12 protein-coding genes are annotated in these 14,962 nt (G+C 67.3%); all 12 read left to right on the forward strand.

The annotated features are described in order from the left end of the window. Positions 1-145 precede the first annotated feature (145 nt). Complete coding sequence (locus C5B85_RS18120; RefSeq protein WP_104287413.1) at positions 146-1,111, forward strand: type IV toxin-antitoxin system AbiEi family antitoxin domain-containing protein; 966 nt, start codon at positions 146-148, stop codon at positions 1,109-1,111. Next, on the forward strand, positions 1,108-2,052 hold the full coding sequence (locus C5B85_RS18125; RefSeq protein ID WP_104287414.1) for a nucleotidyl transferase AbiEii/AbiGii toxin family protein: 945 nt from the start codon (positions 1,108-1,110) through the stop codon (positions 2,050-2,052). Before C5B85_RS18120 ends, C5B85_RS18125 begins: the two co-directional genes overlap by 4 nt. Positions 2,053-2,089: 37 nt before the next feature. Continuing rightward, positions 2,090-3,121, forward strand: coding sequence for an NADPH:quinone oxidoreductase family protein (locus C5B85_RS18130; protein WP_258070905.1), 1,032 nt, complete (start codon positions 2,090-2,092; stop codon positions 3,119-3,121). Positions 3,122-3,200: 79 nt separating this feature from the next. Further along, positions 3,201-4,325, forward strand: coding sequence for a Gfo/Idh/MocA family protein (locus tag C5B85_RS18135; RefSeq protein ID WP_104287415.1), 1,125 nt, complete (start codon positions 3,201-3,203; stop codon positions 4,323-4,325). 132 nt (positions 4,326-4,457) lie between these two features. Then, on the forward strand, positions 4,458-5,282 hold the full coding sequence (locus tag C5B85_RS18140; RefSeq protein WP_104287416.1) for a PRD domain-containing protein: 825 nt from the start codon (positions 4,458-4,460) through the stop codon (positions 5,280-5,282). A gap of 118 nt (positions 5,283-5,400) precedes the next feature. Then, on the forward strand, positions 5,401-7,374 hold the full coding sequence (locus C5B85_RS18145) for a beta-glucoside-specific PTS transporter subunit IIABC (RefSeq protein ID WP_104287417.1): 1,974 nt from the start codon (positions 5,401-5,403) through the stop codon (positions 7,372-7,374). Next, a complete protein-coding gene (locus C5B85_RS18150) occupies positions 7,371-8,918 on the forward strand; it encodes a glycoside hydrolase family 1 protein (protein WP_104287418.1) in 1,548 nt (515 codons plus the stop codon). The genes C5B85_RS18145 and C5B85_RS18150 overlap by 4 nt, the downstream gene beginning before the upstream one ends. A gap of 121 nt (positions 8,919-9,039) precedes the next feature. Further along, complete coding sequence (locus C5B85_RS18155; protein ID WP_104287419.1) at positions 9,040-10,329, forward strand: MFS transporter; 1,290 nt, start codon at positions 9,040-9,042, stop codon at positions 10,327-10,329. 105 nt (positions 10,330-10,434) lie between these two features. Continuing rightward, the gene (locus tag C5B85_RS18160; RefSeq protein ID WP_104287420.1) at positions 10,435-10,953 is read left to right on the forward strand and encodes a hypothetical protein; all 519 of its coding nucleotides are present in this window, start codon (positions 10,435-10,437) and stop codon (positions 10,951-10,953) included. A 201-nt stretch (positions 10,954-11,154) separates the two neighbouring features. Beyond that, positions 11,155-11,901 carry a DUF429 domain-containing protein gene (locus tag C5B85_RS18165; protein ID WP_104287421.1) on the forward strand — a complete coding sequence of 249 codons (747 nt, stop codon included), beginning with the start codon at positions 11,155-11,157 and terminating at the stop codon, positions 11,899-11,901. A 402-nt stretch (positions 11,902-12,303) separates the two neighbouring features. Further along, a complete protein-coding gene (locus tag C5B85_RS18170; RefSeq protein WP_146078017.1) occupies positions 12,304-13,971 on the forward strand; it encodes an HNH endonuclease signature motif containing protein in 1,668 nt (555 codons plus the stop codon). Between the two features lie 222 nt (positions 13,972-14,193). Continuing rightward, positions 14,194-14,962 (forward strand): class I SAM-dependent methyltransferase (locus tag C5B85_RS18175; protein ID WP_104287423.1); only part of this gene is annotated, 769 nt, incomplete at its 3' end.

A 14,962-nucleotide genomic window follows, 5' to 3' on the forward strand; every position in this document is an offset into this window, starting at 1 on the left:
GGCCCGACCCACGCACCCTCAGAGCAGACCAGACTACCCATGCGGACGACTGCATTTGTGCCTCGTAGGGGTACAAACGCAGCACCACTCTTCTTGACCCGCTTGTGTCGACTGCGTTTGTCACCTATGAGAGTACAATCGCAGTATGAGCGAGTCCGGGTCCGTAGCTGCAGAAGCCCTTCAGGTGGTGGAACTTGGAGGTGGACTCGCAACGACCGCGCTGGCGGAACGTCACGGCGTCAGTCGCGCACAGCTGGCGCGCCTCGTGAAAACTGGCGTCCTTGACCGCGTAGCTCAGGGCGTGTACTCACTTTCTGGTGCCGTCGACCCCCATCAGCACCGCAGGGCAGCCTGGCTGACACTCGACCCGTCCACACTGCCCGAAAAGCGTCTCCGCGATCCGATCCCCACCGGCGTCATCTCACACACGTCCGCTGCCGCAATGCACGGTCTCGGCGATCTTCTGGATGACGCGCCAGAGATCACCGTTGCGACCCGAAAACAGTCACGCCGCGGCACCAAACTTCACCGACGCAACCTATCCACGAGCGATGTCATGATCGTGGATTCCCTTCCGGTGACAACCCCGGAGCGGACAATTGCCGATCTCCTGCGAGCTGGCCATGATGAAGGGCACGTGGTGGATATCGTCCGCTCCGGGGCAGCGCAAGGACTCCTCGACCCCAAGGGACTCGCCAAGCAACTCGATCCGATCGCGAGTCGACTCGGCGAGCCCGATGGCCAACACCTCGCGGAGCGGCTCCTCGATCTTTCGGGGCTCAGCACCCGAGCGCTCGCCGCCGCCGTCTCAGGCACGCCGATCGGCGACGCCATCCGGTACAGCGCCATTGCAGACCTCATGGGTGCAGTTTCCGTTCCCGCCGCCATCGAGATGAGGCAGGCGCTCACAAATCTCGTCGGCGCAACCGGCACCCTCAGCGAGGCTGCGCGCGCCGCGATGATGGCCGCAGCCCCAGACCTCGCCCAATTCAACGCAGGAACATTTGCGGCCGTTCGAGCTGCGCTCCCCAAGCATCGAACGGTTCCGGAGGTCTCGAAGATCGCGGACGCGACTGAACGCGATCAGACGGGTGCGGACACCAACTCGTGAACGAGCTGCCCCACGGATTCCCTTACGAGACTGGCACGGCGCTGTGGTCCGCCGTCACAGACAAGACGAAGCGCATTGCTTCGCAGGACACACCCGGCCAGCGTCGATCGGCACTCATTCAAGGCCTCCAACGCGAGTTCATATTCGGCCGTTTCCTGGCTCGAATCTTCAGCGACGACGCAACGCCTTGGGTACTCAAGGGCGGCTCCGCCATGCTGCTTCGAGTTCATGATGCGCGATCAACCAAGGACATCGACCTGCTCCACGAGATCGGCGACCTCCAAGCTGCCATGTTCGCTCTCGAGAGAGCGGCCAGCATCGACCTTCGCGACCACTTCTTCTTCCAGCGGTCGCGCACAACACGCACCATGGTCACGACAGGCCACGACCACATCCAGGGAACACGCGTGACCTTCGATGCCCGGTGCGGAGTCAAAAACGTCGGACGCATCGGCGTCGACCTCGTCACCGGCTCTGTCATGACAGGCGACCCTGAAAGCGTCCCGGCCCACCCAGATCTCGGAATCGACGACCTCGTGGCCCCGCACATCCGGATCTACCCGGCTCCCGACCACATCGCAGACAAAGTCTGCGCTACCGCCAGCACCTACCGGAGCGCAGTATCCAGCCGCCCTCGCGACCTCGTCGATCTCGTCGTGTTCGCAACCACAGCCACGCTCGACAGCACCTCACTCAGAACTGCCATACAGAGCGAGTGGGCGCATCGTAGCCTCCCAAACGAGCCGAGTTTCAATCCGCCCGAGGCTTGGGCGCGCCCCTACGCCGAGCTTGCCGCTTCCATCCCAGCCTGCGACGAACATGCGACCTTCGACAAGGCCGTTGACCTCGTCGATCGATTTCTCGCCCCCGCGCTCGCGACGCCGACTGCGCCGCCCGGACGCTGGAACCCGCAGACTTGCGACTGGGCGCCGCATCCCTGAGCGAGGAATACCGAGAACTGCCGATACCGTGGCAGACATGTCGGATGCGCAGCTGGACCAGCCCACACGCGACCCGGCCCACCCCCGTGCCGCCTCGATGCGGGCGGTCGTGAACTCGACGGACGGCGGGCCGCGCAGCCTCGAGCTCCGCGACGTGCCCATCCCCCACCGACCGCCCGGACACGTGCTGGTCGAGGTTCGCGCGGCGGGCGTCGCGTTCCCGGATGTGCTGCAGTCGCGCAGCGAGTACCAGCACCGCATCCCGACCCCGTTTGTGCTGGGCAGCGAGTTCGCCGGAGTCGTCGTCGAGGCCGGCGACGATTCGGGCTTCGCGGTCGGCGACCGCGTCTTCGGCGTTGCGAGCCACGGCTCCTTCGCCGAGTACGTCGTCGCGCCGGCAGACCGGGTGCTCCCGCTGCCCGACTCGATCGACCTCATCGACGCCGCTGCGCTGCCCATCAACCTGTTGAGCGCTGACTTCGCGCTCCTCGACCGCGGGCAGGTGCAGCCCGGCGAGACCGTGCTCATCCAGGGCGCAGCCGGCGGCCTTGGCGTCGCGCTCATCCAGCAGGCGAAACTCATCGGCGCCACGGTCATCGCCGTCGTTTCGACCGAGGAGAAGGCAGCGCTCGCCAGGTCGGTCGGCGCCGACCACACCGTGTTCGCGGCGGATTTTCTCTCCGAGGTCCGTCAGCTGACGCAGGGACGCGGCGTCGACGTCGTGCTAGATCCGGTCGGTGGCGACCGCTTCACCGACTCACTGCGCTGCCTCGCGAAGCGCGGCCGCCTGGTCGTGCTCGGTTTCACGGGCGGGAGCATCCCGACCGTCAAGACCAATCGACTTCTCCTGAACAACATCTCCGTCGTCGGCGCCGCCTGGGAGGGGCTCATGCCCGCGTGCCTCGTGTCGCTCCCCGAGCAATGGTCCCGGCTCTCACCCGCCGTCGAGCGGGGGCAACTGCGGGCCTCCATCAGCGAGGTCGTTCCGCTCGAGCGTGCAGCCGAGGCCGTCGCGAGCCTCGACGAGCGACGGGCGCGCGGCAAGATCGTGATCGACCTGGGGCTGTAGCAAACCGACACCCCGAGCCCGACTAGTCCGAGCACCCATCCTCTCGACTGACTACCCGCTCCCCTGCCAGACTCGAACGATGACCTCCCCCACATCCCCCGCGTTTGTCGCCGACCTCCCCGCCCCGATCGCCCGCCTCGCGGAGGGCGTCGAGCTGCTGGACCCGGCGGATGCTCCTCCGCTGCGCTGGGGGATCCTCGGTGCCGGCCACATCGCGCGCAGGTTCGCACAGGAGGTGCCCCAGCACACCCGGTCGACGATCGCGGCGGTCGGGGCTCGTGAGCTGTCACGCGCTCAGGCATTCGCCGACGAGCTGGGCGTCGATCGCGCCCACGGCTCCTACGCCGAACTCATCGCGGACCCGGACGTCGACGCCATCTACCTCGCGACCATCAACTCGACGCACCACGACCTCGCGCTCGCGTGCATCCGCGCTGGCAAGCCGGTGCTCGTCGAGAAGCCGTTCACCCTCAGCGCCTCCGAGGCCCGCGAGGTCCTCGCCGCAGCAGCAGAGCGCGGAGTGCTGGTCGTCGACGGCATGTGGACCCGCTTCCTCCCCCAGTTCGCGGTCGCGAGACAGATCGCCGCAAACGGATTGCTCGGCCGTCTCGTCACCGCACACGCGAACTTCGCCGGGATCATGCACGCACCCGTCCCGCGCATCGTCGACGTCGAGCAGGGCGGCGGCGCGCTGCTCGACATCGGTGTCTACGCGGTTGCCGCGGTGCACGACTTCCTCGGCCCGCCCGTCGAGGTCGCGGCGGCCGGCAACCTGCTCCCGGGATACGCCGTCGACGGCTCCGCATCCGTCATCATGCGCACCGCGAGCGCAGTCGGCACGGCTCGATGCAGCTTCGAGGGGCGGGCCCCGTCGACGGCGGAGTTCGTGTTCGAGCGCGGCATCGTCGAGCTGCCGGAAGAGTTCTTCGTTCCCGGGATGCTGCGCGTGAGCGAGTTCGGCGGCGACGGTTCCGTGCAGTCCTCGGATGAGTCGACCGACGGTGTCAGCGGTGCGCTCACCACCGAGTGGGATGCGACGGTGCCCGGTGGCTTCCAGTTCGAGGCTGCGGAGTTCGCGCGCCTCCTCGCGAGCGGCGCCACGCAGTCAGCGGTGATGCCCTGGCAAGCAACCGTCGAGATCATGGAGATCCTCGACCAGGCGCGGGCCGCGATCGGCGTCGTCTACCCGGGCGAGGCGATCTGATCCGCGCAGCGCATCCGTTTGCCATGTCGCGAGTATGTGGTTACAGTGACAGCGGCTTGTCACTGCTTCCGCAGGCAACACCGCAGCTGTTTCGACGACGATTTCAGCAAGCGTGTTTCCTAGGAGAGCAAGATGATCATTCGGCGGGTACTCAACAACAACGTTGTTGACGCGTTGGACGACTCCCTGCAGGAGGTCATCGTCTTCGGCAAGGGCCTCGGCTTCCGCTCGAAGCCGGGCGAGCGTGTCGACCAGTCGCTGGTCGAGAAGGTCTTCCGACTGGAGGATGACGCTGCCAGTCGGCACTTCGCCTCCATCGTCGACTCCATCCCGGCAGAGATCCTCACGGCGACCGCCGACCTCGTCGCCCGCGCCCGCACCGAACTGAGCGCGAAGATCAGCGACAGCCTCTACGCGAGCCTCGCCGACCACTTCGTGTTCGCCGTACAGCGCGCCCGCGACGGAGGCGACTTCACCGTCCCGCTCGCCGTCGAGGTGCGCCGCTACTACCCCAGCGAGTACGCCTTCGCGAAGAGCGCCGTCGCAGAGCTCAACTCGCGCCTCGACGTCGAGCTGCCCGAAGAAGAAGCGACCAGCATCGCCCTCCACGTCATCAACGCGCAGGTCGGCGGCGCCGCCGACAGCGCGGCCCGCCTCATGGAGCTCACCCACTCGATCCTCGACATCGTGCGCCTCCATTTCGGCCTGCACTACGACGACGCCGACTCCTCCTACCTGCGCTTCGTCACGCACGTGCGCTTCTTCGCCCAGCGCGTGCTCCTCGGCGAGACCGTGCAGCGCGACGACGCCGAGCTGCTGCGCATCCTCACCGAGCAGAAGCCCACCGCCTTCGCGAGCGTCGACAAGGTGGACGCCTTCGTGAAACGCAGCCACGGCCACGCGATGAGCGCCTCCGAGAAGGTCTACCTCGGCCTGCACATCGCGAACTTCCTCTGACACGGCAACGCCGCATCCACCCCACAGTTTTCAACACCCCAATTTTCAGTACCCCAAGAATCCACCGCAGCGTGAGGGCAACCGCGTGAAGCCGGGATTTCCCAACCAGGAGACACCCATGCCAGTTCAAGACAAACCAGCGCGATTCGAGAAGGACGCCGCAGCGATCATCGCCGCGGTCGGCGGCGAGGAGAACATCTCCTCCCTCTACCACTGCGTGACCCGTCTGCGCTTCGGACTGAAGGACAACGCGAAGGCCGACCAGGCCGCGCTCACCGCGATCGGCCCCGTCGTCGGTGTCAACGACGCCGGCTCGCAGTACCAAGTCATCATCGGCAACGACGTGCCGCTCGTGCACAAGGCCATCGTCGCCGAGCTGCCGCGGCTCGCGAGCTCCGAAGAGAGCGCAGCGGATGCATCCGCGGATGGCAAGGGCGGCAAGCAGAAGCTGCACACCCGCTTCTTCGACTTCATCTCGGGCGTCTTCGCACCCATCCTCCCCGCCATCGCCGGCGCGGGACTCCTCAAGGGTGTGCTTGCTCTCATCAACGCGTTCGGCTGGGTCGACCCGACCTCGCAGACGTTCCTCATCTTCTCGGCCATCGCCGACGCCGTCTTCTTCTTCCTGCCGATCGTCGTCGCCGTCTCCGCCGCCCGAAAGCTCAACGCGAACCCGTACGTCGCAGCTTCGCTCGGCGCGGTGCTCGTCTACCCGGCACTCACGACAATGCTCGGCGCAGGCGAGCCCGTCGCGCTCCTCGGCGTGACCGTCACCTCCGTCTCCTACGCGTACTCCGTCATCCCCGTGCTGCTCGGCGTGTACCTCATGTCGTGGGCCGAGCGCCTCTTCACGAAGATCATCCCGTCGTTCCTGAAGCTGACCTTCGTGCCCATGCTCACGCTCGTCACCGTCGTTCCGATCACGCTCGTCGTGCTCGGGCCGCTCGGCACCTTCGTCGGCAACGGCGTCGCGGGCGGCATCAACTGGGCGCTCGACAACGGCGGCGCACCCGCCGGGTTCGTCATCGGCGCGCTCCTCCCCCTCATCATCATGACCGGGATGCACTACGCGCTTGTCCCCTTCATTCTGCAGAACCTCGCCACCCTCGGCTACGACAAGTTCCTGCCACTCACCTACGTGCAGACGTTCGCGACGGCCGGCGCCGTCTTCGGCGTCTTTCTCCGCGCGAAGAACGCGCAGATCAAGGCGCTCTCCCTCTCCACGACCTTCACCGCCCTCATGGGCGTGACCGAGCCGGCGCTCTACGGCCTCGCATTGCCGCTGCGCCGCCCCCTCATCGCCTCAATGGCGGGAGCCGGCGTCGGCGGCGCCATCTCGCTCGGCTTCGGCGTGCAGGCCTACGTCCTCGCCGGCAACGGCGGACTCCCCGGCCTGCCCGGCCTCGTCGGCGCCACCTTCGGCTGGGCGATCCTCGGCATCGTGCTCGCCTTCGTGGTCTCCACCGTGGTCTCCGCGATCCTCGGCATCGACGAGTCGATCCTCGCCAAGGCCTCCCAGACTGTGGCGCCGGGCAACAAGCCCGCAGTAGCGAGCACCGCATCCACGTCGTCGTCGTCGAGCGACGCACCCCTCGCGCCCTCCAGCGGAGAACTCATCGCGTCCCCCATGGCGGGCGAGCTCATCTCGCTCGACGACGTGCCGGACAAGACGTTCTCGCAGCGCCTCGTCGGCGACGGCGCCGCCATCCGCCCCACGAGCGGCCACGTCACGTCGCCCGTCACTGGCGAAGTCGTCACCGTCTTCCCGACGAAGCACGCCGTCGCCGTGCGCAGCGACGAGGGCACCGAGGTGCTCATCCACATCGGCATCGACACTGTCTCCCTGCAGGGTCGCGGCTTCGAGGCGCACGTCGCAGAGGGAGACCGCGTCACCGTCGGTGACCCGCTCATCGACGTCGACCTCGACGCCGTCAGCGCCACCAACAACACCGTGACGGTCATCGTGGTCACCAACCTCGGCCTGCGCTCGATCGTTCGTGGCACCCCCGGGCTCCGCGGCAACGGCGACGCGCTCATGCACGTCCTGTCCACGATCGACGCCACCGAGACCAAGAAGGAAGCAACCGCATGACGCACACCGCTGACAAGCGCACCGCAACCGACCCGAGCCCGCACGGCGCATCCGGAACCTTCCCCGATGGCTTCCTCTGGGGCACGGCATTCGCTGCGAACCAGGTCGAGGGCGGCTTCGACCAGGACGGCAAGGGCCTCTCCCAGGCCGACGTCATCCCGTTCCGCAAGACCGGCGACTACGTCGACATCACCTCGCTCATGAAGGCGACGGATGCGCAGATCGCCGAAGCCATCGCCTCGCCGGGCGCCGCCGGCTACCCCAAGCGCTCCGCAAGCGACTTCTACAACCGCTGGGAGGGCGACGTCAAGCTCTTCGCGGAGCTCGGCATGAAATCCCTGCGCATGTCGATCGCCTGGTCGCGCATCTTCCCGAACGGCGACGACGCAGCCCCGAACGAAGAGGGACTCCTCTTCTACGAGCGCCTCTTCACGCGCCTCCGCGAGCGTGGCATCGAGCCGGTCGTGACAATGTCGCACTACGAGATGCCGCTGCACCTCGTCACCGAGTACGGCGGCTGGTCGAACCGCGCCGTCGTCGGATTCTTCGAGACCTACGCGAAGACGATCCTCACTCGCTACCGCGGGCTCGTGCGGTACTGGCTGACGTTCAACGAGATCAACACGACCCTCATCGAGCCGTACACGGGCGGCGGCATCATCGAACGCGAGCCAGCGGACGGCGTCGATCCGCGCCAGGCCGGCTACCAGGCGCTGCACCACCAGTTCGTCGCGAGCGCCCTCGCGACGAAAGCGGCCCGCGAGATCGCACCGGACGCGCAGGTCGGCTGCATGCTCGCGCGCATGGCCCACTACCCGGCCACGTCGGCCCCCGCCGACATTGTGCGAGCTCAGTGGGACAACAACATGAACCTGTTCCACACGGACGTGCAGGTGCGCGGCCGGTACTCGGGAACCGTGCGCCGCTTCTGGCGCGACACGGGCATCCAGGTCGCCATGGAACCGGGCGATGAGGCGCTGCTCGCCGCCAACACGGTCGACTTCATCTCGTTCAGCTACTACATGAGCCTCGTCTCCTCCGTCAGCCCCGAACTGTACGGCGCAACCGGCGGCAACCTGTTCTCCACGATCAAGAACCCGCACCTGCAGACCACCGAGTGGGGCTGGCACCTCGACCCGGAGGGCCTGCGGTACGTGCTCAACGACCTCTGGGACCGCTACCAGGTACCGCTGTTCATCGTGGAAAACGGGCTCGGGGCGACGGATGTGCTCGAGGGCACCGGCGCCGACCGCGCCGTGCACGACGAGTACCGCATCGACTACTTCCGTCAGCACCTGCAGCAGGTGCGGGAGGCGATCGAGGACGGCGTCGACCTGCTCGGCTACACGTCCTGGGGCGGACTCGACATCGTGAGCGCCTCCACCTCGCAGATGACGAAGCGCTACGGGGTCATCTACGTCGACTTCGACGACGAGGGGGCCGGCAGCGGCGACCGCATCCGCAAGGACAGCTTCCACTGGTACCGGGAGCTCATCGCCTCGAACGGGGCGACCCTCGAGGCGCTGCCCGCGACTGGGGCGTAGCCACCCGGTCGACAGCAACCATCCGATGGGCCGCCATGCAACATGCATGGCGGCTCACTCGTTTCGGGAGACGGGCACGCCAGTAAGCTCGGGGGATTGCCCGCTCTCGAGATGGACCCCAATGCCCGCCTCCCCCAAGCGCCGTCGACTCGCCCTCTTTGTCCTCTTCTTCCTGCCCGGAATCACGATCGCCTCCTGGGTGACCCGCACCCCCGACGTTCGGGATGCACTCGGCGCGTCGACCGCGGAGATGGGACTGATCCTCTTCGGCCTCTCGGTCGGCTCGATGGTCGGTATCCTCAGCTCGGGTCGGCTAGTGAGCAGGTTCGGTGCCCGCCCGGTCATCGCCGTCGGCATGACGCTCGTCGCGGTGAGTGCCCTCACGATCGGGGCGGGGGCCGCGACAACGTCGGGTGTCGTCGTGGCGCTCGGCCTCGCGCTGTTCGGCCTCGGCATGGGCGGCGCCGAGGTTGCCCTGAACATCGAGGGCGCGGATGTGGAGCGGCAGCTCGGCAAGTCGACACTGCCCGCCATGCACGGCTTCTTCAGCCTCGGCACGACCATCGGCGCCGTCGGCGGCATCGTGGCCACCGCCACGTCCTTCCCGATCCTGCTGCACCTCAGCTTCGCCGCAATCATCGTCGTCGTCGGCCTGGCCGCATCCATTCGCCTCCTGCCAGCAGCCACCGGACGAGCTGACCGGGTTGCCGCTGACTCTTCGGGTTCTTCGGGTTCTTCGGGTTCTGCGGGTTCTGCGGGTTCTGCCGCGGACGCAGCGACCGCCGACGCGCCCGCCGTCAGGCCGCTCTGGCGAGACAAGACGCTGCTGCTGATCGGCCTCATCGTGCTGGCCCTCGCGATGGCCGAGGGCAGCGCCAACGACTGGCTTCCACTTGTCATGGTCGACGGCCACGGCTTCGACGCCGCGTGGGGCTCCAGCATCTTCGCGGTCTTCGCCCTCTCGATGACCATCGGCCGGTTCGTGGGCGGCTCGTTCGTCGACCGCTACGGCCGTCCGGCAGTGCTGTGTGCAAGCGCGCTCATCGGCGCGGCGGGGTTGACGCTCATCATCTTCGTCGACAACCAGGCGGTCGCCGCCTGCGCCGCGATCCTGTGGGGCCTCGGCACCGCGCTCGGCTTCCCCGTCGCGCTGTCAGCGGCCGGAGCATCGGGCGACCGGCCGGATGCACGCGTCGCGTTCGCCGCCACGCTCGGGTACATCGCGTTCCTCGTCGGGCCGCCCGCGCTGGGCTTCCTCGGCGAGGACTTCGGGCTCAGGCCAGCCCTCATCGCCGTGCTGGCGCTCGTCATCTGCGCCGCCATCGCGAGCTGGGTCGTAGGCCGAGACGCTTCCAGTCGGCGGGCGGGAGCGGTCGCCGCGCAGGCCCGCGCCGGAGATCTCGCGGACTGACGCGGAACGCGCCCGACACGCTCGACGCGGAACGCGCCCGACACGCTCACATTCCCGCCGGCCAGCGAGATGTGCAAGCCTGGGAGGAACGAGCGAGGAGGCTTCATGCGCACCACTCAGCAATCGCGAATCGACACGGCGGCCGATGTTTCGCCGCTTCCCGGGGCAAGAACCATCCGTGACATCCGCCACCTGGTGCTCGCGGCGGCGGCCTCGGCCGGCCTCTACTCGCTGCTCATGGTCGCCAGCCGCGGGGGATGCTTCGGCGGCATCGATACCGCATCCGGCGACTTCATCGACTACAACGGCCAACTCACCGAGACCGAGCCGCTCTGCTATTCCCTGCAGCTCGGGCCCAGCCCGTTTGTGCTGCTCGCGCTCGGCATCATCGTCGTTTCGGCGCTCACCCGCGTGCTGCGCACCGCAAAGAGCGAAGCGGAAGCGCGCCGCACGCTCGCGCGTGCCACGCTCGCGATCGTGCTGGTCACGCTCGGGTCGATGGTGATCGCCGTCGCGTGGTTCATGCTGCTCCCGCTCGAAGAGTGGCAGGGCACGGGGACGCTGATCTTCCCGTTCCCGTTTGCCGACGTCGACATCGAGACCTGGCCGCTCTCGGAGAACTGAGAGCTGCACTGCGGTTGGGCACTTGGGGGTTCGAGTCCCTCGAGAGGCGCCGCACGCGGGCCTGCGCCTCCCCATACAACTTCGGTGACAACACGGACCAAGAGTCAGCCCTTGCGACCGAAACCGCGCTGCTGTCACCGAAATTGTCAGCCTGGAGTGAGCTGACCGTCTTGCTGGAAGCCGTCGCGTAGCGTTGCCCGGGTGAGAACCGTTGGCGTGGACCTGGCAGCCGAACCGACTCGCACCGCGCTGGCGATCATCGAATGGGACGACGACGCGGCGCGGCTGACTCACCTGCAGCTCGGCACCCGCGACGACGAGATCGTCGAGCTCTCGACGGATGCAACGAGCGTCGGCATCGACTGCGCCTTCGGATGGCCCATCGAATTCGTCGAGTTCGTGGCCGCGCACGCACGCCAGGCCCAGAGCGAGCGTGCCCACTCGGGTATCGAGCTGCGCCGGCGCCTCGCCTACCGGCACACCGACCGGGTTGTGCGCGAGCTCACCGGACGCTGGCCGCTGAGCGTCTCGACGGATCGCCTCGGCATGACGGCCATCCACTGCGCCGAGCTAATCGAGGCCTTCACGGAGGCCGGCGAACCGGTCGATCGCTCCGGCGGTGGGCGCCTCGCCGAGGTCTACCCTGCGGCGGCGTTGCGCGCCTGGGGACTCCTCACTCCCGGGTACAAGACCAAACCGGAGGCGCGCATCCTGGCGGCGGAGGTGCTGCTGGATGCGCTCCCCTGGCTCGAGACCGACACCGCGCAGAGCACGCTTCTCGGCCACTCCGACGACGCACTCGATGCCCTCGTCGCCTCCCTCATCGCGCGGGCCCACGCGCTCGGGAAGACGCTGCCGGTCCCACCCGAGCTGCTCGAGGCGGCGCGGGTCGAGGGCTGGGTGGCGCTGCCACTGTGCTCCGTCGCCGACTTGGCACCGACGGCATGATCCGGCGAACCCTCAAGTACCTCCGGTGATGGACGCTCGACTCCCCCTACGTCGTCACCCAGCAGGCGAGGGCGGCACTCGACCAGACCGACCCGTCATCCGCACGATCCGCGAACTCGGCCACCCCGTCCACGTCCTTGGCCCACTCGACACCTCGCCGGAGCGACCAGCGCGGAACTCGACGTGGGCGGAAGCGATCGAAGGTTTTGCGAAGAATTTAAGTTACTGTCGTTTCACCGCACGGCAGCACACTTGATCGAACACGGATACGAATAGTTCCGATTCTGAGTTCAAGCCAGATCTGGGGATAAGTCACTGGGGGCCCTATCGACAAGGTGTTTCGGAGTGGAAAGTTATCCACGACCCTCTCGATTGTCGGTGGTGGTCCGTAGTGTTGTGGGCATGCAACAGCACTCCGACGCCGCTCTCCGGGCCCTTGGGTTTGACCCCTCGGACCCGGCGTCGGTCGCGGCGAGGCGGTCGGAGATCCTCGCGATGGAGGAACACGCGGCCGCGATGATCGCGGGCGGTACCGCGCTGCAGTTGCGCGCGCACGCGGCGGCCTACGACTTCGCCCACGCGCTCGATGTCGCTGACGGATGCGCGGAGTCCGCGATGCACGTCCGCTCCATCGCGGACGAGGTCGCGCTGGTCGTGAAGGTGACCTCCGGCGTCGCGCAGGGGCAGCTCGCGCTCGCGTTGAAAACGCACGACGACTTCCCCGCGCTCGTCGTCGCGCTCGACGAGAACGTCGCGACCCCCGCCCAAGTCCACAAACTCGTCGAGGTGGGCTTCAAAGTCAACCACGACGACCCCGCCGAGCAAGCCGAACGGCGAGCGTTGTTCGTGGACGTGATGCTCGAACGCATCCGGCAAGAACCCCTCCCACCCCGGGCGCTGCAAAAAGCGGCCGAGCGAGTCGCGGAAGAACTCACCGGGGAATCCATCGACCAACGACACGCACGAGCCCGCCGGCAACGCCGCACCAGCGTGGAAGACCTCGGCGACGGCATGAGCATCCTCCGCGTCACCACCGACTCGTTCGTCGCGCACGCCATCCACGACCGAGTCCGGAAACAAGCACTCGCGATCATCAAGGCACGACCGAAGCCCGGAGCTGTGCTCCACGGCGGCTCCGAAGCTGCAGACGAAACGGTGTCGCCCGGAACTCGAAGCGCGTTCGGGGCCGCGGTCGACGCTGCGGTCGACGACACTCGCGCGACCGACGAAGCTGACGACGGACGCGCGACCGGCCTGGCTGCCGAAGCTGTCGAAGCTGTCGAAGAACTGGACGAGCGGAGCCTGAACGAGGTCATGTCCGACGTCGTCGCCGACATGCTCCTCACCAGCGACCCCATGGGCAACTCCGCCGCCGCCGGCATCCAAGCCAACGTGCAACTCTCCATCCCCATCACAACCGCACTCACCAAGACACCCAAGGCCGGACAAGCACCAGCACTGCTCGACGGCATGACCCCCATGCCCATCGAAGACGCGAAACGTCTCGCCGCGACCGCGCCCGCGTTCATCCGAGTCCTCACGCACCCCATCACGGGCGCCGTGCAAGCCGTCGACTCCTACAAACCCACCGCGGCGATGCGCGCGTTCCTCCACGCCCGCGACGTGCACTGCCGCTTCATCGGCTGCCGACAACCCGCAGTCAACTGCGAACTCGACCACACCGAGGACTACCAATACGGCGGCAAAACCGCGATCTGGAACCTCAGCGACTTCTGCAAAAACCACCACATCGTGAAACACCACACCGCCTGGAAAGTCCGACAACTCGGCGGCGGCATCCTCGAATGGACCACACCAAGCGGGAAAATCTACATCAGCCGACCCGAACCCCACGGCGTGATCTTCCGACCGACCGAAGAACTCCTTCGACCAGGCGTGAATGTCACGAGCAATCCCCCGGCCCAAGACTTCGAGCACGGTGCGACACCTGCGCGCGGCACAGCCCTGCCCCGCGGGGCCCAAGCCACTCCAGCCACTCCAGCCTCTCCAGCGACTCCAAAAATTCCCAAAAATCCAGAGCCGAGACCTCCAGCCCGCCCACCGTTCTGATGTCGCGCTGCGACTTCCCGTGGCGACACGATGCACGGCCGATGTCGATGCCAATGCCAATGCCAATGCCAATGCCAATGCCAACTGCAACCGCACCCGCACCCGCACCCGCACCCGCAACTCTGCAACTCTGCAACTCTGCAACTCTGCGACTGCCTAGCGAAGCGGGTGCCGGTGCGCGCCACGGGCGCTTCCCCGACAAGCACCTCTAGCATCAGCGCCATGACCCACACAGATGCGCGCAACTGGTTCGATGAAGGTGGTCGGGCCTACGCCCAGTTCCGCCCCACCTACCCAGCCGACCTCGCCGGCGACCTCGCCAAGCTGGCGCCGAGCGTCGACCTCGCCGTCGACGTGGGGTGCGGGAACGGACAGTTCACAACCAAACTCGGTGCGGCCTTCGACCGAGTCATCGGCCTCGACCCGAGCGCGGAGCAGATCGCGAACGCCTCGCCGCATCCGCACGTCGAGTACGCGCAGTCGCCCGCCGAGAAGCTGCCTGCGCGCGTGGGCGACCAGAGCGTCAGCCTCGTCAGCGCCGCGCAGGCCGCGCACTGGTTCGACCTCCCAGCGTTCTACCGCGAGGTCAACCGCGTGAGCGTCGACGGCGGCATCGTCGCGCTGCTCTGCTACGGCATTCTCCACGTCGACGACCCGGCCATCGATGAACGCGCGCAGCGCTTCTACGCTGAGGACCTCGACGCCTACTGGCCGCCGACACGTCGCCTGGTCGAGCGCGAGTACCGCGACCTCCAGTTCCCGTTCGAAGAACTCGAGTTCAAGGCCCCGAGCATCCAGAAGAGACTGAGCCTGGATGCGCTGCTCGGCTACTTCTCCACCTGGTCGGCAGTGCGCGCAGCACGCGAGGCGGGCCAAGAGCGCCTCCTCGAAGGGGTCGGCCGTGACCTCGCCGAACTGTGGGGCAACCCCGCGACGGAACGCCTCACGACCTGGCCCATCGGCGGTCGAGTCGGGCGAGTCGGGCGGGTCG

The sequence above is a fragment of the Pseudoclavibacter sp. AY1F1 genome (genome assembly GCF_002931075.1).
GTDB lineage: Bacteria > Actinomycetota > Actinomycetes > Actinomycetales > Microbacteriaceae > Pseudoclavibacter.